Origin of the sequence: Paracoccus stylophorae (assembly GCF_028553765.1) — a bacterium.
Taxonomy (GTDB): Bacteria; Pseudomonadota; Alphaproteobacteria; order Rhodobacterales; family Rhodobacteraceae; genus Paracoccus; species Paracoccus stylophorae.
The window spans coordinates 725,001-744,540 of record NZ_CP067134.1 but is presented as its reverse complement, the minus strand read 5'-3'; the positions used below and the strand labels follow the sequence as shown (position 1 = coordinate 744,540).

Genomic DNA, 19,540 nt, shown 5'->3' with positions numbered 1-19,540 from the left:
TCAGCAGGTGCCGTAGTAATTGCCCGAGAAGCGGCAATATTCACGCGCGGTGCCGCTGGCGATCATGGCTGCTGCAATGTCGCGACCGTCCGGCAGCCAGCACTGCCCGACGATGCGCCCATAGCGGTCGACATCGCGCATCCGACATTGGACAGATCGCCCGGAGACCAGCCCAGCCAGTTGCGCCGTCGCTGCCGATCCTCCCGTCCGTCCGATCTCCGGCGCGTCGAGCCCCCAGACCCGGATGCGCGTGCGCTCGCCGCTGATCCAGAAGGTATCGCCATCGACGACCCGTGTAACCTGCCCAGCAAAATCGAACCGTGATGGCGTCACGGGTGCCGCAACCTCGGTTGGCACGCATCCAGTCAGAACCACCACAGTGATAACCGAGGCGGCGACCCGCCCTCCAAGCAGCCAACCGGCGGCTCGCCCCAATCCCAAACCCACGTTCGCACCCCTCACGACCAGCATCCCAACACCTGTCCATTCTGCGGAACGTGGCCCGAACCCGCAACCGCGCGCCGCAAACCTTCTTAACCTGACATCGACCGAAAGGACTTTTCATGGCACGAGCCCAGGGGGCGCGGGCGCAAATGGCGCTTGCTTTCGAGACCGTCTATGGCACGCCGCCGGTGGGCGGCTTCACGAAGATGCCTTTCGCCAGCACGACGCTTGGCGCGGAGCAGCCGCTTCTGAACTCCGAACTCTTGGGTTATGGCCGCGATCCGCTGGCGCCGATCAAGGATGCGGTGACGGCCGATGGCGATGTGGTCGTGCCGATCGATGCCGAAGCATTCGGGTTCTGGCTGAAGGCGGCGTTCGGGGAACCGGTTACCACCGGCACCGGCCCATGGACGCATGAGTTCCGCTCGGGGGCCTGGACGCTGCCCAGCCTCTCCATCGAGACCGGCATGCCCGAGGTGCCGCGATATGCCGTGTATTCCGGCTGCGTGATGGATCAGCTCAGCTGGCAGATGCAGCGCTCGGGGCTCCTGACCGCCACCGCCCGGCTTGTCGCGCAGGGCGAGACGGTCGGGACCGTAAGCAGCGCTGGCACGCCCGCGCCCGTCGATCTGAAGCGTTTCGGCCATTTCAACGGTGCCATCACCCGCAACGGCGCGGCGCTGGGCAATGTCGTCTCGGCCCAGATCAGCTATGCCAACAATCTCGACCGGATCGAGACCATCCGCGCCGATGGCCGCATCGATGGGGCCGACCCGTCCATCGCCGCGCTGACCGGATCCATCGAGGTGCGGTTCTCGGACAGCACGCTGGTCACACAGGCCCTTGATGGTGATCCCTGCGCGCTGGAATTTTCCTATGCCCAGCCTTCGGGCGAGAGTTTCGCCTTCACCGTCCATGCCGTCTATCTGCCACGCCCCCGGATCGAGATTTCCGGGCCGCAGGGTGTGCAGGCCACATTCGACTGGCAGGCGGCAAGGGCCAGCACGCTTGGCCGCATGTGCACCGCCACCCTGATCAACGACCGCGAGGAATATTGAACCCATGCTGACCTTGGACCTGAGCAATGAACCGCGCTGGCACGATCTGGCGCCCGGCGTCCGGGTGCGGCTGCGCCCGCTGACCACCGCGCTGATGGTCGCCACCCGCAACGACCCGGAGGTCGAAGCCGTGCCGGACGGGACGAGCGACGAAGAACGGGCGCTAGTCTTCGCCAAGGCGCTGGCGCGGCGCGCGGTGCTGGACTGGGATGGCGTCGGCGATTCTGATGGGAATGCCATCGATCCGAGCCCTGAGGCCATCGATGCGCTCCTGGACATCTGGCCGATCTTCGAGGCGTTTCAGCTGGTCTATGTCTCCAAGGGCCTGCTGCTGGAACAGGAAAAAAAAGTCTCCGCGCCCTCGCCGAATGGTCCTTCGGTGGGGGCGACAGCTACTGCGCGGCCTGCATGCAAAGCTGCGAAGACTGCCCGGGTCGCGCAAACCAGCCGCTGACATTCGAGGGTTGGCAGGTCTGGGATCTTGTCGGGCGCCTTGGCAGTCAGCTGCGAGTGCTGCCGGGCGCGGTGATCGGCTGGGATCTGAACGCCGCATTCGGACTGGCGGCGGCGCTGGGCATCCCGGCCCCTGCGGCGGCTGAGCTTCTGCCGGTTATCGAAGCGGTGATGGTCCGGAAGATGAACGAACAGATGGCCGCGAGTGGGTCACGGGCGATCAGCTTTTGACGTTGGGAACCAGTATCACTCCCGGCAGTCCTTCGAAATGCGCGTCACACGTCAGAAGTTGCGCGCCATGCGCCTGCGCGGTGACCAAGATGATCGCGTCGGCCGTGGCCAGCTTGTAGGCGCGGCAGGCTTCGGCCGCTGCCAACGCGGTTTCGGTATCGAGCGGTACGACCTGACAGATCTGGGTAAAGGCAATGACCTGATCGGCCTTGTCCTCGCCGATCTCTCGGGTCAGCCATTTCGCCAGTTCCAGCTGCACCATCGTCGGCACCAGCCAGTCGCCCTGTTCCGGCAGATGATCCGCCAGCTTGTCACCGGTCGGTGAGGCGATCAGCCACTCGATCCAGGCAGAGGTATCGACGAGGATCATTCAGTGGCGGTCCTTGCGATCACGGTAGCCTTCGGCATTCGCGCCCTTCGCAAGCCCGCGCAACGCCTCGCGCTTCGGGACAGGCACCAGCAGCACCCCGGTTCCTTTCGGGATGAAGGCGAAGGTCAGCCCGGCCTCCCAGTGCTGGGCGGCACGGATCGCCTTGGGGATGGAAATCTGGAATTTCGTGGACAGGGTCGCGGTCTCGGCCATTGTCATACCCATCATTGATCGATGCACAGAATGTAAGACGCGCATCGCGGAAGATCAAGGAATCCCTTCATGGCAGAAAAACGCGTCAGCGTCCGCCTCGCGGCGGTGGGCGGTCGGCAGGTGCGTGCCGAGTTGGAAGGTGTCGGCGAGGCGGGATCGCGCGGCTTTGGGCGGCTCTCACGCGAGATGGAGGCCGCGAATGCGCGCATGGCCGGCTTCACGCGCAAGGTCGGGGTGGCCGCTGCCGCAGCTGTGGCCGCTGCCACGGCCGCTGGCATCGCCATGGTCCGGTCGGGCCTCCAGACGGTCGATGCGCAGGCCAAGCTCGCCCAGTCGCTCGGCACCACGGTCGCCTCGATCCAGAAGCTGGAGCGCGCGGGAGAGCTGGCGGGCGTGTCCATGTCCGGCATCGAACAGGCGACCAAGGATTTAACCCGGCGGCTCAGTCAGGCGGCGGCGGGCGGAGGTCCGGCGGCGGATGCGCTGGAACGGCTGGGGCTGACCGCCGCTGACCTACTGGCCCTGCCGCTGGATCAGCGCGTCGGGGCGATCAATGCCGCCATTGCCGATTTCGTGCCAGTCGCCCAGCGTGCGGCTGTGGCGGGGCAGCTCTTCGGCGAAGAAGGATCCATCGCCATGGCGCGCATCGACAGCGCGACCTTGCGGCAGGCCACCGAGGATGTCCGCGCCTTTGGCATGGTGGTCTCCGAACAGGATGCCGACCGGATCGAACGGACGAATGACGCCATCTCTCGGCTGGGCCTCGTCTGGCGGGGTCTGTCGAACCAGCTGGCGGTTGCCGCGGCCCCGGCCTTGGAGGCCGTGGCCGATGCCATGGCCGCGCTGGCCAGCCGCACCGGACCGCTTGGGATGGCCATCAGCGGCCTCTTCGATCAGATCGGACGTCTGTCCGTCTATGCGGCCAGCTTCGCCGGTTTCATGGCCGGGCGCTGGGTGGCGGGGCTTGCGGCGGCTGCACTGTCGGTCCGGGGCCTCGCCACCGCGCTGGTGGTCCTGCGCGGGGCGCTGATCCGCACCGGCATCGGCGCCCTGATCGTCGGGGCGGGCGAGCTGGTCTATCAGTTCACCAGGCTGGTCAAAGGCGCGGGCGGTTTCGGAAATGCCATGGCGCTGATGGGCGATGTGGCGAAGGTGGTCTGGGAGGGCATCAAGACCACGGCCATGTCTTTCGTCGACGATTTCCGGGCCATGCAATCGGAGCTGGAGGCGATCTGGACCCGGCTGATGGCGTTTCTGGCCGGGAAATGGGCAGATTTTCTGGGGATGATCGCGCCGACCTTCAACAAGGTCGCGGAAGAGATCGGATCGGATACGCGGATCGATGTCTTCGAGGCGCTGGGCCGTGCCTCGATGCTCGAACATTCGGCCAGCAATTCCGCCCATATGGCAGGCCGCTATCGCGACCGGGCCAGTTCCAGCCGGGCTTCCGCCTTCGATGGGGTCGGACCGGCGATGGAGGCGCTGCGTGCCGCGATGTCGGGTGGCGAGGATGATGCCGGTGGCGCGGCGCTGGACATCGCAACCGAAGCCGCCGGGCGCTACGAGGATGCGTTGGGCGGGGTGGAAGCGGCCGCAACCGGTGCGGGCGCAGCGGCCAAAGAGGCCGGTGCCGCAGGCAAGGCGGCTGTCGAAGAAGCAAAACCCGCCACTGAAGCCACCGCGACCGGCTGGAAGGCCGTGACCGAGGCGCTGTCGGACTATGCGAAGAAGGCGAAAGACATCGGTGCCGATATCGGCCAGGCGCTGGTGGGGGCGTTCCAGAGCGCCGAGAATGCGGTCGGCGAGTTCGTGAAGACCGGCAAGCTCGATTTCCGGGATCTGGTCACCTCGCTGCTGGCCGATCTGTCGAAGCTCGCCGCCCGGAGATTTCTGCTCGGCCCAATCGCCAATGCGCTCTCCGGCGCGCTGGGCGGCGCAGGCGGAATCTTCGCCAGCATCATGCATACGGGCGGGGTGGTTGGTGCGGGCTCGCCCTCACGCATGGTCCCGGCGCTGGCCTTTGCCGGGGCACCACGCATGCATGCTGGCGGCATGGTCGGCTTGCGCCATGACGAGGTGCCCGCGATCCTCCAGCGCGGGGAACGCGTGCTGTCGCGCCGCGAGGCGCAGGATTACGGCGACGGCGTCACGGTGAACATCCATGCCCGCGACGCCGAGAGTTTTCGGCAGTCCCGCACCCAGATCGCCGCCGATATCGCCCGCGCCGTCTCGCTGGGGCGGCGCGGCCTCTGATACAAGGATTCTTGCAACATGGCATTTCACGAGGTCCGGTTTCCGGACAATATCAGTCGCGGCGCGCGCGGCGGGCCGGAGCGGCGCACCCAGATCGTCGAGCTTGCCTCGGGCGACGAGGAGCGCAACGCCAGTTGGGCCAACAGTCGGCGGCGCTATGATGTAAGCTACGGCATCCGTCGCGCCGACGATCTGGCGGCGGTGGTGGCCTTTTTCGAGGCGCGGAACGGACGGCTTTACGGCTTTCGGTTCAAGGACTGGGCCGATCATCGGTCCTTTATTCCTTCCCGGACACCGTCCCCGACCGATCAGCAGATTGGGACCGGCGATGGTGTCACGACCAATTTCCAGCTGGTCAAACGCTATGCCTCGGGCGGGCAGTCCTGGACCCGGGCGATCACCAAGGCGGTCGCGGGCACGGTCCAGATCGCCCTGAATGGCGTCCCGCAGCCCGTCGGCTGGTCGGTCGATCACCAGACCGGCCTCGTCAGCTTCGACACGGCACCCACCACCGGCGTTGCCATCACGGCCGGGTTCGAATTCGACGTGCCAGTCCGCTTCGACAGCGACGCGCTGGACGTCACGCTGGATATCGAACGCCTGGGCTCCATCACCTCCATTCCGCTCCTGGAGATCCGGCGATGAAGACGATCCCGCCCGCATTGCAGACCCATCTCGACAGCGGCACAACCACTTTGGCCTGGTGCTGGCGCATCACCCGGACCGATGGCACATCTTTCGGATTCACCGACCATGACCGGCTGCTGGCTTTCGACGGCACGGAGTTCGAGCCGGAAAGCGGCTTGACGGCCAGCGAGATCCGCTCCGGCGCCGATCTCTCTGTCGATGCGCAGGACGCGGCGGGCGCGCTGCGCTCGGACCGGATCACCGAGGCCGATATTCTCGATGGACGCTGGGACAATGCCGAAGTGGAACTCTGGCGGGTGAACTGGGCCAGCCCTACGCAGCGGCTGCTGTTGCGGCGCGGCGCCATCGGCCAGATCCGGCGCGGGCGATATGCCTTCGTAGCCGAGATCCGCTCGATGTCGCATCTCCTCGGCCAGACCGTCGGGCGGACCTTTCAGGCCAGCTGCGACGCCGCGCTGGGCGATGCGCGCTGCGGCGTCGATCTGGAGGATCCAGCCTATCGGGGCACCGGCATCGTGATCGATGGGTTGCGCGACCGGGCGTTCACCGCATCCGGCATCGCCAGCTTTGCGCCCGGCTGGTTCCGCTTCGGCACGCTCACATGGACTACCGGCCCCAATGCCGGTCGCCGCGCGGAGGTTCTGGCCCATGACCGCAGCGATGGCATTGCCGTCATCACGCTTCTGGAAGCGCCGATCCGACCCATCGGCGCGGGCGACGGCTTCACCGTCCGGGCGGGCTGCGACAAGCGCATCGCCACTTGCGGCGGCAAATTCGGGAATGTGGTCAATTTCCGGGGTTTTCCACACATCCCCGGCCAGGACACTATTCTGCGCTATGCCTCACAGGATGGCGGTCATGACGGGGGCGTGTTGTGAGGCCTGCCGATCCCGACCGCATCATCGCCGCCGCGCGCGGCTGGCTGGGCACCCCCTATCACGATCAGGCCAGCCTCCGGGGCGTCGGCTGCGATTGCCTCGGACTGGCGCGCGGCGTCTGGCGGGAAGTGGTCGGCGAGGAACCTTTCCCCATCCAGCCCTATAGCCGCGACTGGGGTGAGACCGGCACCCGCGAGGTGCTGGCCGAGGGCGCGCGGCGGATGATGATCGAGGTGTCGGTCGCGGATGCCGGACCCGGCGCGCTGGTCCTGTTTCGTATGCGCACCGGCGCCATCGCCAAACATGTCGGCATCCTGACCGCGCCGGACCGCTTCATCCATGCCTATGAGCGGCTCGGCGTGATCGAAGAACCGCTGACCTGTGCATGGCGCCGCCGCATCGCTTTCGCCTTCCTCTTCCCCAGCATCTGAAAGCCCCTCGCTATGGCAACCTTAGTTCTGGCCTCGGTCGGCGCCACGATTGGCGGTGGCTTTGGCGGCGCAATCCTCGGATTTTCCGGCGCCGCCATCGGCGGCATGATCGGTTCCACCATCGGCGCGGCCGTGGACGGCTGGATCGTCTCCTCGCTCGCCCCGGCCCAGAGCATCGAAGGCGCGCGGCTCGACAATCTGCGCATCACTGCCTCGACCGAGGGCGCGGTGATCCCGCGCGTGTTCGGTCGCATGCGCATGGGGGGGAACATCGTCTGGGCCACGGATTTCCGCGAGGAGACCCGCACCAGCCGTCAGGGCGGCGGCAAGGGCGGCGGGCCGAAGGTCGAGACGACCGAATATCTCTATTATGCGTCCTTCGCGGTCGCCTTGTGTGAAGGCGAGATTACCGGCATCGGGCGCATCTGGGCCGATGGCAAGCCTTTGGATACGTCAGGTACTACCTGGCGCTGGTATCCTGGGTCAGAGACCCAGACCCCGGATCCCTTCATCGCAGCCACCATCGGCGTGGAGTCCACCCCCGCCTTTCGCGGCACCGCCTATGTCGTCTTCGAGGATCTGCCGCTGGGTGATTACGGCAATCGCCTGCCCCAGCTCTCCTTCGAAGTATTCCGGCCGCTCGCCGATCCGGATACCGCAGAGGGGCTGACCCGCGCCGTCACCCTGATCCCGGCCTCGGGCGAGTTCACCTATGCGACCGATCCGTTCCGCAAGGGCGGCAATGGCGACAGCGCGGCTGAGAACTTGAACGCCATGCCCGGCAGCCCGGACATGATCGTGGCGCTGGACCGGCTGCAGGCCATGGCCCCGAAGGTGGAAAGCGTCAGTCTGGTCGTGGCCTGGTTCGGCAATGACCTGCGCTGCGGAAATTGCATCGTCCGACCGGGCGTCGAGGTGGTCGAGAAGGCAAGCAGCCCACGCCTCTGGTCGGTCAGCGGCATCAGCCGCGATCAGGCGCATCTGGTCAGCCGTGATCGGGAAGATCGTCCCGTCTATGGCGGCACGCCGGCCGATTTCGCGGTGGTGCAGGCGATTCGGGAGATGAAGGCGCGCGGGCTGCGGGTCACCTTCTATCCCTTCATCCTCATGGATGTGCCGCCGGGCAATGTCCTGCCGGACCCCTACTCGGAGCATGCGGCCGGGATCGGCCAGCCCGCTTTCCCCTGGCGCGGCCGGATCACCTGTGCGCCCGCAGCTGGGCAGGCCGGGAGCGCCGACAAGACGGAGGTTGCGGCAGATCAAGTCGCGGCGTTTTTCGGCAGCGCTTCGCCGTCGGATTTCACTGTCACCGGCGACGAGGTGCGCTGGGCGGGCGATCCCGGCGATCATGGGCTGCGCCGCATGGTGCTGCATTACGCCCATCTCTGCGCGGCGGCAGGCGGGGTCGATGCCTTCCTGATCGGATCGGAGCTGCGCGGGCTGACCACGATCCGGGCAAGCGGGAACAGCTATCCGGCCGTCGCGGCGTTTCGGGCACTGGCCGCCGATGTGCGCGCCATCCTCGGGCCGGGCACGAAGATCAGCTATGCCGCCGACTGGTCGGAATATTTCGGGCATCAGCCGCAGGATGGCAGCGGCGATGTCCATTTCCATCTCGATCCGCTCTGGGCGGACGAGAACGTCGACTTCATCGGCATAGACAATTACCTGCCGCTCTCGGACTGGCGGGACGGCTTCGATCACCTTGACGCGAAGGCTGGCTGGCCCGCCATCCATGACCGCGCCTATCTGCAATCGAACATCGCGGGCGGCGAGGGGTTCGACTGGTTCTATGCCACGGAGGCCGACCGCGCGGCGCAGATCCGGACCCCGATCACCGACGGTGCGCAAGGCAAGGCGTGGGTGTTCCGGCCCAAGGATCTTCTGGGCTGGTGGTCGAACCCGCACTATGATCGACTGGGCGGCGTCGAGGCCGCAACGCCGACCGCATGGGTGCCGCAGTCCAAACCGATCCGCTTCACCGAACTCGGCTGCCCGGCCATCGACCGCGGCACCAACCAGCCCAATGTCTTCTATGACCCGAAGTCATCGGAAAGCTTCGTGCCGCATTTTTCGCGCGGCTGGCGCGACGATGCCATTCAGCGCGCTTATCTCGAGGCGTCATATCTCTTCTGGGGCACAGCCGCGAACAATCCCATCTCGACGGAATATGCAGGCGGCATGGTCGAGGTTTCGGAATGCGCCGCCTGGACTTGGGATGCCCGGCCCTATCCCTTCTTTCCGGCGCTGAGCGATGTCTGGACCGATGGCGCGAACTGGCGTCTCGGGCATTGGCTGACCGGGCGGCTGGGCGCGGTCTCGCTCGCTGCCCTTGTCCGTCACCTTTGCCGCCGCGCCGGGCTGCCGGACGCCCGCATCGATGTCACAGGACTCTGGGGTGCGGTCGAGGGCTATGCCATCACCGCGCTCGAAAGCCCGCGCGCCTCGATCACCACGCTGGCCCGGCATTTCGGCTTCGATGTGGTCGAAAGCGAAGGCGTGATTCGCTTCATAATGCGCGGCCGGACGCCCGTCGTCACCCTCGCCCATGACGATCTGGTCGCGGGCAACACCGACGGCGAGGCGATCGAGCTGACCCGCGCCCAGGAGACCGAGCTGCCGCAGGCGCTCAAATGGCAGGTGGCGCGGGCCGATGAAGACTATGACGCGGCGCAGGTCGAGGCATCGCGCATCACCGTCGACACCAGCCGCATCGCCTCGGAGAGTTTTCCGATGGCGGTGCCGCCGGAAGAGGCCGAACGCCGCTGCCGCCGCGCCCTGCAGGAAGCCTGGGCGGGCCGCGAAAGCGCCGTCTTCCGCCTGCCGCCCTCGCGGCTGGCGCTGGCCCCGGCCGATGTCATCGCGCTGGATCACGATGGGCGCATTCAACAGTTCCGCCTTACGGCCGTCGCCGATGCCGAGGCGCGCGGTATCGAGGCAGTGCGACAGGACCGCGAGGCCTATGATCTGCCACCCGGCGCCGAGCGACCGGCTACCCTGCCCCGCACAATCACATTCGGACCGCCAGAGGTGATCCTGCTCGATTTGCCCCAGCTTCGTGATGGTGTTCCGGCGCATCAGCCGCTGATCGCCGCCACGGCAAAACCATGGCCCGGTTCGCTGGCGGTGTATCGCAGCCCCAGCACCGATGGGTTTGAACTGGTGACCACAGTCCGGCGTCGCGCCAATCTCGGGCGTCTGGTCTCGGACCTCTGGCCCGGTCCGACCTCTCGCTTCGACATGGGCAATGTGCTGATCCTCGATCTGGCGAGCGGCCAGCTGGACAGCGTCAGCGATCTGGCCCTGTTTGGCGGTGCCAATGCGCTGGCCGTCGAAACGGCGCCAAGGCGCTGGGAGATCGTCCAAGCGGGAGATGCCGAGCTGATCGCGCCGGGACGGTACCGGCTGACCCGGCTCCTGCGCGGCCAACGCGGCACGGAACATGCGATGGGCAATCCAACCCTGGCCGGGGCGCGCGTGGTGCTGTTGAACGAGGCACTGACCCCGCTGCCAATCACGGAGTCGGATTTGGGCATTCCGTTCAACTGGCGCATCGGCCCTGCCCGCCACCCGGTCAGCAGCGATACCTTCACCGCGCTCAGTTTCACCCCTGAGGGCGAGGGGCTGCGGCCGTTCTCGCCGGTCCATGTCACTCAGCCATGGCGGCAGCCCCACGCGCCGGGCGATCTGATCCTCCGCTGGAAACGCCGGTCTCGCTCGCTCGCCGCCGACAGCTGGCAGGGCATGGAAGTGCCCATGGCCGAAGAACAGGAAAGCTATGAGGTCCGGATCCTTGACGGCACTGCTGTCAAACGCACCCTGACCAGCAATGCGCCCTCGGTCACCTACACCGCCGCCCAGCAGATTGCCGACTGGGGCGCCGGACTGGCGCCGGGCGACAGCCTGACGATCCGGATCTGCCAGCTTCCCACTCGCATCGGTCGCGGCACCTCCATCACCAGCACGCTTTATCTCTGACGACCGGGAACCCCAAAGATGTCCGACAACACGACAAACCTGCTGCTGCCATATCTCATGGCAGCGCAGGCCCAGAAGCACGTCACCCATAACGAGGCCCTGCGCCTGCTCGACGGGCTGGTCCAGCTGTCGGTCAAGAGCCGCGGCCAGACTGCACCACCGGCAAGCCCCGCCGATGGAGACCGTTATATCGTCGCTTCCGGCGCGACGGGCGGCTGGGCCGGGTGGGATCTGAACGTGGCCCTCTGGACCGACGGTGCCTGGCTGCGCCTGCCGCCGCGATCTGGCTGGCGGGCATGGGTCGAGGATGAGGCGGTGTTGCTGGTCCGGAACGGTACCGTCTGGAAGCCGATGGTCCCGACAGCCCTCAAGGATCTGACACGCATCGGCATCGGCATGGCGGCGAGCGCGAGCGCGCCCTTCTCGGCCAAGCTGAACAGCGCCCTCTGGACCGCGCTTTATGTGGCCGATGGCGGCAGCGGCGATCTGACCCAGATTCTGAACCGGGAAACGGGCAGTGACGATGCCGGGCTGATCCTGCAGACCGGGTTTTCCACCCGGGCCTTGATCGGGATGTTCGGGTCGGACCAGCTGCGGATTGCGGTCTCGCCCGATGGCAGCAGTTTCCGCGATGCGCTGGGCGTCGATCCGGCCACCGGCATCGCAGACCAGCCGAACCTGCCGCGCTTCAAGGCTTATACGAATTACGACAACTATGCTGCCACCGACAGCTGGACCACCCTCGGCATCAATGTGGCCGAATACAACGACCAGGGCTGCTTCGATGCCGCGACCAACCGTTTCGTTGCGCCGGTCGCGGGCACCTATCTCTTCGGCGCATCGCAGCTCTACAAGATCAACGCCAATACCAGCGCCCGGATGCGCGGGCGGCTGGTCCTGAACGGATCGACCGAGATCCGGGGCTCATTCGGCGAGATTTCCAGCGCGCATGTCTCCGAAGCCACCGCCCTCTGGTTGCAGACCATAGCCAGTCTCGACGCAGGCGACACCGTCGCGCTGCAGGGCACATTCCGCGCGGCGGATGGGTATTTCGCAGCCGACCACACCACATTCTGGGGAGCGAAGATCGGATGACACCCAAACGTCTCGACGACATGTTGCAGATGAGCGAGAGCGAATTCGAAGAACTGCTGGCCCGGGCGGCACAGGAAGGGGCGCGTCGGGCTTTGGTCGATGCCGGGCTCGATGGCAAAGAAGCCGCGCTCGATATCCGTGACCTGCGAGCGCTCCTGGAAGGCATCCGCCTCCTGCGCCGCACTGCCGCCCAGACCGTCATTCGCATGCTGACCGCCGGGTTGATTCTGACCCTGCTGGCCGGGATTGCCCTGAAGCTGAAACTCTTCGGCGACGGCGGCTGATCCGCTGGACGGCAATCGCCGCCGCACCCCTCGCAGACCCATTCACCCCACGGCCCGCCCATCCGGCGGGCTTTTTTTTCGTATCCGGAGGATCCTCATGACCACCCGTTTCTACCACCATTGGCGCGACGTGCCGAAAGACAGCTGGCGCTGGCCGAATTTCTCGCCCGCCGAAATCGCCTGCCGCGGCACCGGATCGATCCTGATCGTTGAGCCGGCCCTCGACCGGCTGCAGGCTCTGCGCAGCCGCCTCGGCAAGCCGCTGATCGTGAACTCTGCCTATCGCAGCCCCGATCATAACCGGCGCGTCGGCGGTGCCAAACACTCGAAGCACCTCGGGGGCATCGCCTTCGATATCTCCATGGCCAATCACGATCCGGCGGCTTTCGAGAAGGCCGCGCGAGCCGAAGGCTTTCTGGGCTTTGGCACCTATCCTCGATCCGGCTTCATCCATATCGATCTCGGCCCCGCCCGGCGTTGGGGCGAGCCCTTTCCGGCCCGGGCCATTCCCTTCACCGAGGATCAGCCACCGGCGCGGGAACATCTGGCGGACAGCCGGACCATGAAGGGCAGCGGTGCGGCAGGGCTGGCGACCGTTGGCGCGGCGGGCATCGAGATCGCCCAGGACACGCTCGGCGATGCGCAATCGGCCATCCAGCCGCTGATCCCCTATCTCGACACGCTGCGATGGGCCTTCATCGCCCTGGCGCTGGCAGGAGTCGGCCTGACGGTCTGGGCCCGGCTGGATGACTGGAACCGGGGGCGGCGGTGATGGGCGCCCTCGCTGCACTGCTGGCGTCGCGCTGGGCGCGGCGCCTCGCCATCGGGATCGCGCTGATCGGCACGGTCCTCCTCTTCCTCCTCAACCTGCGGCGGGCCGGTGAAACCGCCGGCCGCCACGCCGAACGCCTGCAACAAATGGAGCGCCAGAATGACATCCAACGCCGCATGCTGGAGGCATCCAGTAACCGCCCTCGTGGTCGCGACGAGCTTGCTGACCGCCTGCGCGACGGGCGGTTCTGATCCGGGCGGCGCGGTCTGTCCGCCGGTCGTGGCTTACGATCAGGTAGTGCGGGAACGGGCGGCTGCAGAGCTGGAGGCCCTGTCCGAAGGTGCGGCGCTGGTCGGGATGATGGCAGATTATGTCGTCATGCGGGCGCAGGCAAGGGCCTGCGCTTCATAGAGAGTATAGGCCGGGTGGGCTCTGTTCCACCCGGCGCGGCACGGGATTGACGATGTCAAAAAGCAGTAGGGATTCGCTGCATGGGGATGGTTGCATGGATGCGGCTGACCTGTCCCGTCCGGAAATGGGCACAATTGTGCACCTAGTCAGACTGCGCTGCAGGTGTTTGAAGCAACGGTGCGCGAAGAGCAGAAAAGGCCTATTCAGGCCCGGATGGCGTGGACTTCCGGCTCATCTTGTGCTTCTCTCGTCCAAAACAACTACAACAAGCGATTTTCGGAGACAGGCATGGCGGACGTAAAGAGCGCTTCGGACGAGTTAAGCGCCTTTTTGAACGGGCAGAAGTTCGGCTGCATAATGGCCGATCCGCCTTGGAGATTCCAGAATCGGACCGGCAAGGTTGCTCCAGAGCACAAGAGACTGGCTAGATATCCGACACTAGAGCTTAACGACATATGTGCCCTGCCCGTAGCCAAACATCTGGACACACGCGCGCACTGCTATCTTTGGGTTCCGAATGCCTTGCTGCCTGAAGGTCTGCATGTCCTGAAGGCTTGGGGGTTCGAATACAAATCGCACATTGTCTGGGAGAAAATCCGGAAGGACGGCGGTCCGGATGGACGCGGCGTGGGGTTCTACTTTCGGAATGTCACTGAACTCTTGCTGTTCGGGACGCGCGGAAAAGACGTTCGCACTCTTTCGCCAGGCCGGAGCCAAGTCAACTTGCTCCAAGCACCGGCCCCTGATGACCCGCGGATCGAGCCTGACGGGGATCTTCTTAAAACCCGGAAGCGAGAACACAGCCGGAAGCCAGACGAGCAGTACAACATCATCGAAAGCTGCTCATGGGGTCCCTACCTCGAACTATTTGGTCGAGGTAAGCGCAAGGGATGGACGGTCTGGGGTAATCAGGCGGACGACGATTACAAACCCACATGGAAGACCTATTCACACAACTCAGCCACAGACGTCATCGCGACGCCGGCTGAATAGGCTTGATCTCGTAGATCATCTTGAGGTTATTGTGAAACAGTCGGATTTTCCGATTGTTTTCGCCAGTACGGGAGTTAGTCGTGAGCGGGCAAGAGGAAATCTGGCGCCCAGGCAGTTTCACGAAGAATTTCTCGTGGGGAGGCGGATCTGGTCTGTCCGAGCTACATGCTGTTATCCGGTCAGGCTTTGCGGATAGACTGGAGGACGTTCCTCGCAACGAGTTCCGCGACCGAATTGCGCAATCTGGCCGACCTGTCTACATTCCCATAAACTTCTTCCTGTTCAACAAGATCGTAGGTGGACGGGATATGATCGTTGCTGACGAACTGGTATTCCAAGCGATATCGTGGGATCATAATCCAGCCTTTGACCGAGTTGCGCTATTTGCCTTCATCTTTAGTTATGTAGGACGCTGGAAAGGCTCACAGCCTTATCAACGTCGCCCGGCCATGTGGGCCAACGCATATGTTCGTGACCGAGTCGCAAAAGAACTTGGATGGGACGAGCAGAAAATTACAGCTGACGATATTCAGAAATTTGTTGAAGGCGATTCTCGTTATCAAGCTGAAACATCCCGGAAGCTCGCGACGAATCTAAATTTCCTACTTCACATCGGCCATGTCGGCGATTTCTCAGAGAAGAGAGTTTCTCGGTGGTGGGTCGACTGTCTGTTTCTGGCGCTTGATCGCTTGGTTGAAGATGCGCAAACCCGGCGCGAGGATAGTCGCCCTGAACAATATCAATCCCTCCTTGAGAAAAGTGATTTCCGGTCGCTGACCGGAGGACGGACAATAGAGAAGGACCTAGCGATGAAGCGACTGGTCTGGCTATACCGGGCACTAGGGGGACGTTCACGGCTCTCCGATGACTCGGTAGCCTCTCGGATGCTGGAGCTTATGCCTGATCACGCGGTGCCGCGGCCCAACGATCCACGACCGCGAGGCGCTGTTCATCTCACCAATCCCCGTCTCCTGAAAAGCATACCTCCTTCATGCACAGAACTGGCGCGTCTGGCTGGGTTTGACGTTATCACTCCGGACGAACTCGATGACTTCGACGAGGCTGAGTTCGTGAGAAGCCGAACCGACTGGGCACTTGCCGACCTAAATGAGAGAGGTATCCGACCAACCATCTCGATCGAGGAACTGCTCGATGATACGAGGGAAAAATGACCACGCTCCTCGACACCAACGTCATAAGCGCCCTCTTAAAAGACGAACATGCCTTCCATCAGTGGGCGGTTAATATGATTGCCGAGCGTCGGTTAGAGGGGCCTACAATCATTTCAGATATCATCTATTGTGAGGCGCTAATGGCGTTTCCTAGCCCGGCCGAGCTAAATGAAGCGTTGGTGCGTCTGGGCATCGAAAGGATCTCGACTTCTGACCAAGCGCATTTCTTAGCTGGCCGTGCCTATCTTAAGTACAAGGCGCAGAAACACGGTCAATTTAAAGAGGGGGTTGTGCCCGATTTCATCGTAGGTGCCATCGCCGTGGCTGAAGGCATACCGCTGATGACTGCCAACCCGAAAGACATCATCAAATATTTCCCTGATGCTTTGCTATTGCAGCCACCGCCCGCGAATATTGCAGGACCGCCCCAAGCCGATGATTTTGTCGACCTGCCCGGTGGATAATTTACTCTACGATCACAGATTCGGGTAGACCGATCAACAGCAATGGGCATGGATTGCCGACGCCTCGGCTGATGCGGTCCTCAAGCTTTCGCCAGTGTGTCGTCGCAGGGCCAAATTTATCACTGACGAAGTGTCTGGCAAAGGCATGAGCAAAGGGAATTTGCTGGTTCATCAGCCGTTGCACCTGTTGGCGCTGACGAACTGTGCGATCCTTCATTTCGAGGGTCGCAACCATTTCCGCTTCATCAATGAAACCGTGCTTCTGAATGCAACGTTCTACAAGGCCTGGCAAGGCATCCTGTAGGCTGGCGCCTCGGGTTATGAGCACACCTACGGATATCGCAGATTGGCTGTGCAGGCGCTGAAAATTCTCTAAGTCCCTGTCATAAAATGGATCTTTGTTGTTCCATTCTATTTCACAGGCAATAGTTCCCGCCTCTGCCCGCCGCACATGGTCAATTTCATGGCTATTGGCTACGGTCTCGGTCCCATCAACGATCAGCCGGAAGCTGAAATTGTGCTTCGGCCAACCAGCGTCGTATAGGGTGCGACGCAGACGCTGCGTCGACTGGGCCTCACCCCCGCCAGATTTTATCAGTTCCTCGGCCGGAATGCTAACCGACAGCAAAGCTTGCTCGAGCTCATCTGCAATCTCGGGAAAGTCGACTGAAAGAATGGCGCCAGCATGGTTGCGGATAGCTATATCAAAGCCGCGATCCCGCAACACCTCTAACATCTTTCTCTCCAATCAGCCCCGCGGGAGTGCGTAGCAGGAGAGCAAACAAAGATCTAGGTTTGTTGGAGCCCCCGAAGCCCATACATTGAGGCCTGACTCAACGGCAGAACTCGCTTGGCGCTACCCGTCTTCGCAAACGTTGATGTGGCGTTGATGTAAAGTTGGGATGGGGGTGCCAGACTGTTTTGGTCGGCATCCAAGTATTTGATTTGTTTGGGGGATTTGGTTGCGGGGGTAGGATTTGAACCTACGACCTTCAGGTTATGAGCCTGACGAGCTACCGGGCTGCTCTACCCCGCGACAGGGTTGCGCTGGTTGCGCGTTTGTTTTCATCGTTTCGGAGGGATTTTATCCGTGTCTTTCCAGGTCTGGCGGTGACCTACTCTCCCACGTCTTGAGACGCAGTACCATTGGCGCTACGGCACTTAACGGCCGAGTTCGGGATGGGATCGGGTGTTTTGCTCGTGCTAAAGCCACCAGACCGGGAAAGAGACGGATCGGCGTTTCCCTTTCGGGAGATGTTGTCCAAGGATGCTTTTGGAAGAAGTCCTGCTTCTTCCGGATCAAATCAAGCCAATCGAGCCATTAGTACCGGTCAACTGAACGCATTGCTGCGCGTACATCTCCGGCCTATCGACGTGGTGGTCTTCCACGGCTCTCAAGGGATACCTTGTTTTGAGGGGGGCTTCCCGCTTAGATGCCTTCAGCGGTTATCCTGTCCGTTCATAGCTACCCTGCACTGCCGTTGGCACGACAACAGGTCCACCAGTGGAACGTTCACCCCGGTCCTCTCGTACTAGGGGCAACTCCTCTCAAGTATCCAACACCCACGGCAGATAGGGACCGAACTGTCTCACGACGTTCTAAACCCAGCTCACGTACCTCTTTAAACGGCGAACAGCCGTACCCTTGGGACCTGCTCCAGCCCCAGGATGAGATGAGCCGACATCGAGGTGCCAAACGATGCCGTCGATATGGACTCTTGGGCATCATCAGCCTGTTATCCCCAGCGTACCTTTTATCCGTTGAGCGATGGCCCTTCCACTCGGGACCACCGGATCACTATGGCCGTCTTTCGACTCTGCTCGACTTGTCAGTCTCGCAGTCAGGCTGGCTTCTGCCATTGCACTCAACGAGCGATTTCCGACCGCTCTGAGCCAACCTTCGCGCGCCTCCGTTACTGTTTGGGAGGCGACCGCCCCAGTCAAACTACCCGCCACGCAGGGTCCCGGATCCGGATGACGGACCGCGGTTAGACATCAAGAGTGCGAAGGGCGGTATCTCAAGGATGGCTCCACGGGAACTGGCGTCCCCGCTTCAAAGCCTACCGCCTATCCTGCACATCGCAATCCTGATGCCAGTGCGAAGCTGTAGTAAAGGTGCATGGGGTCTTTCCGTCTAACCGCGGGAAGTCTGCATCTTCACAGACAATTCAATTTCGCTGAGTCCACATTTGAGACAGCGGGGAAGTCGTTACGCCATTCGTGCAGGTCGGAACTTACCCGACAAGGAATTTCGCTACCTTAGGACCGTTATAGTTACGGCCGCCGTTTACCGGGGCTTCAATTCAAGGCTTGCACCTCTCCTTTTAACCTTCCGGCACCGGGCAGGCGTCAGACCCTATACGTCGTCTTGCGACTTCGCAGAGCCCTGTGTTTTTAGTAAACAGTCGCCACCCCCTGGTTTGTGCCCCCCGCCGACAGTTGCCTGCCAACGGGGCCTCCTTCTCGCGAACTTACGGAGGTATTTTGCCGAGTTCCTTAAATGTGGTTCTCTCAAGCGCCTTGGTATTCTCTACCAGTCCACCTGTGTCGGTTTAGGGTACGGTCTTGTGGAGGGCTATTTCCAGGAACCGCTCAGCAGCCCTTCCAATCCGATAAGGAAGAACTACCCCTGCGATCCGTCACCATCTCCTGGCCCAGGAATATTAACCTGGTTCCCATCGACTACGCCTTTCGGCCTCGCCTTAGGGGCCGGCTTACCCTGCTCAGATTAGCTTTAAGCAGGAACCCTTGGACTTTCGGCGACAGGGTCTCTCACCCTGTTTGTCGCTACTCATGTCAACATTCTCACTTCTGATCACTCCACCGGCTGCCTCACGGCCCGGCTTCACAGTCAGAACATTGCCTCCGCTGGCCCGAAGGACAGAAGAGGCAGCGTCCTATATCACAGAACGCTCCGCTACCACGCATCCCGAAGGATGCATCCAAAGCTTCGGCTCGTGGCTTGAGCCCCGTTACATCTTCGCCGCAAGACCTCTTGATTAGACCAGTGAGCTGTTACGCTATCTTTAAAGGATGGCTGCTTCTAAGCCAACCTCCTGGTTGTTTTGGAAGTCTCACATGCTTTCCCACTTAGCCACGAATTGGGGGCCTTAGCTGTTGGTCAGGGTTGTTTCCCTCTCCACGACGGACGTTAGCACCCGCCGTGTGTCTCCCGGATAGTCCTTCTCGGTATTCGGAGTTTGCTTAGACTCAGTAAGGCTGTGGGCCCCCATCATCCATGCAGTGCTCTACCCCCGAGAGGATACGTCCGAGGCGCTACCTAAATAGCTTTCGCGGAGAACCAGCTATCTCCGAGTTTGATTGGCCTTTCACCCCTAGGCACAAGTCATCCCGTCCTTTTTCAACAGGAGTGGGTTCGGCCCTCCAGTTGG

Annotated in this window: 19 protein-coding genes, 1 tRNA gene and 2 rRNA genes (1 of these 22 running past the window's edge); 15 read left to right on the top strand and 7 right to left on the bottom strand. The window is 62.9% G+C overall.

Annotated features, from left to right (window positions below):
- On the bottom strand, positions 1–333 hold the full coding sequence (locus JHW45_RS03700) for a thermonuclease family protein (RefSeq protein ID WP_272859606.1): 333 nt from the start codon (positions 331–333) through the stop codon (positions 1–3).
- Positions 334–563: 230 nt separating this feature from the next.
- Between JHW45_RS03700 and JHW45_RS03695 the strand changes: the two genes are divergently transcribed.
- Genes JHW45_RS03695 through JHW45_RS03685 form a run of 3 tightly spaced genes read left to right on the top strand, consistent with a single transcriptional unit; the run spans position 564 to position 2,186 of the window.
- On the top strand, positions 564–1,502 hold the full coding sequence (locus JHW45_RS03695) for a phage tail tube protein (RefSeq protein ID WP_272859605.1): 939 nt from the start codon (positions 564–566) through the stop codon (positions 1,500–1,502).
- Positions 1,503–1,506: 4 nt separating this feature from the next.
- Complete coding sequence (locus JHW45_RS03690; protein WP_272859604.1) at positions 1,507–1,956, top strand: hypothetical protein; 450 nt, start codon at positions 1,507–1,509, stop codon at positions 1,954–1,956.
- A 56-nt stretch (positions 1,957–2,012) separates the two neighbouring features.
- The gene (locus JHW45_RS03685) at positions 2,013–2,186 is read left to right on the top strand and encodes a DUF7697 family protein (protein WP_272859603.1); all 174 of its coding nucleotides are present in this window, start codon (positions 2,013–2,015) and stop codon (positions 2,184–2,186) included.
- Here JHW45_RS03685 and JHW45_RS03680 read toward each other — a convergent pair.
- Positions 2,176–2,556 carry a type II toxin-antitoxin system VapC family toxin gene (locus JHW45_RS03680; protein ID WP_272859602.1) on the bottom strand — a complete coding sequence of 127 codons (381 nt, stop codon included), beginning with the start codon at positions 2,554–2,556 and terminating at the stop codon, positions 2,176–2,178. The two genes, JHW45_RS03685 and JHW45_RS03680, sit on opposite strands and share 11 nt — an antisense overlap.
- Complete coding sequence (locus tag JHW45_RS03675; RefSeq protein WP_166331314.1) at positions 2,557–2,769, bottom strand: AbrB/MazE/SpoVT family DNA-binding domain-containing protein; 213 nt, start codon at positions 2,767–2,769, stop codon at positions 2,557–2,559.
- A gap of 69 nt (positions 2,770–2,838) precedes the next feature.
- Between JHW45_RS03675 and JHW45_RS03670 the strand changes: the two genes are divergently transcribed.
- The 12 genes from JHW45_RS03670 (at position 2,839) to JHW45_RS03610 (ending at position 16,148) form a co-directional block, all read left to right on the top strand.
- A complete protein-coding gene (locus JHW45_RS03670; RefSeq protein ID WP_272859601.1) occupies positions 2,839–5,022 on the top strand; it encodes a phage tail tape measure C-terminal domain-containing protein in 2,184 nt (727 codons plus the stop codon).
- Between the two features lie 18 nt (positions 5,023–5,040).
- Entirely contained in the window at positions 5,041–5,667 is a 627-nt protein-coding gene (locus JHW45_RS03665) for a DUF2460 domain-containing protein (RefSeq protein WP_272859600.1), read from the top strand.
- On the top strand, positions 5,664–6,548 hold the full coding sequence (locus JHW45_RS03660) for a DUF2163 domain-containing protein (RefSeq protein WP_272859599.1): 885 nt from the start codon (positions 5,664–5,666) through the stop codon (positions 6,546–6,548). Before JHW45_RS03665 ends, JHW45_RS03660 begins: the two co-directional genes overlap by 4 nt.
- Positions 6,545–6,979, top strand: coding sequence for an NlpC/P60 family protein (locus JHW45_RS03655; RefSeq protein WP_272859598.1), 435 nt, complete (start codon positions 6,545–6,547; stop codon positions 6,977–6,979). The genes JHW45_RS03660 and JHW45_RS03655 overlap by 4 nt, the downstream gene beginning before the upstream one ends.
- Before the next feature lie 12 nt (positions 6,980–6,991).
- Positions 6,992–10,957, top strand: a complete 3,966-nt coding sequence (locus JHW45_RS03650; protein ID WP_272859597.1) for a baseplate multidomain protein megatron — start codon at positions 6,992–6,994, stop codon at positions 10,955–10,957.
- 18 nt (positions 10,958–10,975) lie between these two features.
- Positions 10,976–12,052, top strand: coding sequence for a DUF2793 domain-containing protein (locus JHW45_RS03645; RefSeq protein WP_272859596.1), 1,077 nt, complete (start codon positions 10,976–10,978; stop codon positions 12,050–12,052).
- Positions 12,049–12,336 (top strand): DUF6127 family protein, encoded by a 288-nt coding sequence (locus tag JHW45_RS03640; RefSeq protein ID WP_272859595.1) that lies wholly within the window; start codon positions 12,049–12,051, stop codon positions 12,334–12,336. Before JHW45_RS03645 ends, JHW45_RS03640 begins: the two co-directional genes overlap by 4 nt.
- Before the next feature lie 97 nt (positions 12,337–12,433).
- Positions 12,434–13,108 (top strand): YcbK family protein, encoded by a 675-nt coding sequence (locus JHW45_RS03635; protein ID WP_272859594.1) that lies wholly within the window; start codon positions 12,434–12,436, stop codon positions 13,106–13,108.
- Positions 13,108–13,359 carry a hypothetical protein gene (locus JHW45_RS03630; RefSeq protein ID WP_272859593.1) on the top strand — a complete coding sequence of 84 codons (252 nt, stop codon included), beginning with the start codon at positions 13,108–13,110 and terminating at the stop codon, positions 13,357–13,359. The genes JHW45_RS03635 and JHW45_RS03630 overlap by 1 nt, the downstream gene beginning before the upstream one ends.
- 448 nt (positions 13,360–13,807) lie before the next feature.
- Complete coding sequence (locus JHW45_RS03620) at positions 13,808–14,512, top strand: MT-A70 family methyltransferase (RefSeq protein WP_272860527.1); 705 nt, start codon at positions 13,808–13,810, stop codon at positions 14,510–14,512.
- Between the two features lie 80 nt (positions 14,513–14,592).
- Positions 14,593–15,684, top strand: a complete 1,092-nt coding sequence (locus tag JHW45_RS03615; RefSeq protein ID WP_272859591.1) for a hypothetical protein — start codon at positions 14,593–14,595, stop codon at positions 15,682–15,684.
- Entirely contained in the window at positions 15,681–16,148 is a 468-nt protein-coding gene (locus JHW45_RS03610) for a type II toxin-antitoxin system VapC family toxin (RefSeq protein WP_272859590.1), read from the top strand. The genes JHW45_RS03615 and JHW45_RS03610 overlap by 4 nt, the downstream gene beginning before the upstream one ends.
- 1 nt (position 16,149) lies before the next feature.
- Here JHW45_RS03610 and JHW45_RS03605 read toward each other — a convergent pair whose 3' ends face one another.
- The 4 genes from JHW45_RS03605 to JHW45_RS03590 all read right to left on the bottom strand — a co-directional run.
- Positions 16,150–16,884, bottom strand: coding sequence for a BglII/BstYI family type II restriction endonuclease (locus tag JHW45_RS03605; RefSeq protein WP_272859589.1), 735 nt, complete (start codon positions 16,882–16,884; stop codon positions 16,150–16,152).
- 223 nt (positions 16,885–17,107) lie between these two features.
- A tRNA-Met gene (locus tag JHW45_RS03600) sits at positions 17,108–17,184 on the bottom strand.
- 66 nt (positions 17,185–17,250) lie between these two features.
- Positions 17,251–17,365 (bottom strand): 5S ribosomal RNA (gene rrf / locus JHW45_RS03595).
- A gap of 83 nt (positions 17,366–17,448) precedes the next feature.
- A 23S ribosomal RNA gene (locus JHW45_RS03590) occupies positions 17,449–19,540 on the bottom strand; it runs 743 nt beyond the window's last position.

Excerpts from the sequence above, each read along its gene's own strand:
- JHW45_RS03695 (WP_272859605.1), top strand. The coding sequence starts at position 564 with ATGGCACGAGCCCAGGGGGCGCGGGCGCAAATGGCGCTTGCTTTCGAG.
- JHW45_RS03690 (WP_272859604.1), top strand. The coding sequence starts at position 1,507 with ATGCTGACCTTGGACCTGAGCAATGAACCGCGCTGGCACGATCTGGCG.
- JHW45_RS03680 (WP_272859602.1), bottom strand. The coding sequence starts at position 2,556 with ATGATCCTCGTCGATACCTCTGCCTGGATCGAGTGGCTGATCGCCTCA.
- JHW45_RS03675 (WP_166331314.1), bottom strand. The coding sequence starts at position 2,769 with ATGGCCGAGACCGCGACCCTGTCCACGAAATTCCAGATTTCCATCCCC.
- JHW45_RS03670 (WP_272859601.1), top strand. The coding sequence starts at position 2,839 with ATGGCAGAAAAACGCGTCAGCGTCCGCCTCGCGGCGGTGGGCGGTCGG.
- JHW45_RS03665 (WP_272859600.1), top strand. The coding sequence starts at position 5,041 with ATGGCATTTCACGAGGTCCGGTTTCCGGACAATATCAGTCGCGGCGCG.
- JHW45_RS03660 (WP_272859599.1), top strand. The coding sequence starts at position 5,664 with ATGAAGACGATCCCGCCCGCATTGCAGACCCATCTCGACAGCGGCACA.
- JHW45_RS03650 (WP_272859597.1), top strand. The coding sequence starts at position 6,992 with ATGGCAACCTTAGTTCTGGCCTCGGTCGGCGCCACGATTGGCGGTGGC.
- JHW45_RS03645 (WP_272859596.1), top strand. The coding sequence starts at position 10,976 with ATGTCCGACAACACGACAAACCTGCTGCTGCCATATCTCATGGCAGCG.
- JHW45_RS03640 (WP_272859595.1), top strand. The coding sequence starts at position 12,049 with ATGACACCCAAACGTCTCGACGACATGTTGCAGATGAGCGAGAGCGAA.
- JHW45_RS03635 (WP_272859594.1), top strand. The coding sequence starts at position 12,434 with ATGACCACCCGTTTCTACCACCATTGGCGCGACGTGCCGAAAGACAGC.
- JHW45_RS03630 (WP_272859593.1), top strand. The coding sequence starts at position 13,108 with ATGGGCGCCCTCGCTGCACTGCTGGCGTCGCGCTGGGCGCGGCGCCTC.
- JHW45_RS03620 (WP_272860527.1), top strand. The coding sequence starts at position 13,808 with ATGGCGGACGTAAAGAGCGCTTCGGACGAGTTAAGCGCCTTTTTGAAC.
- JHW45_RS03610 (WP_272859590.1), top strand. The coding sequence starts at position 15,681 with ATGACCACGCTCCTCGACACCAACGTCATAAGCGCCCTCTTAAAAGAC.
- JHW45_RS03605 (WP_272859589.1), bottom strand. The coding sequence starts at position 16,884 with ATGTTAGAGGTGTTGCGGGATCGCGGCTTTGATATAGCTATCCGCAAC.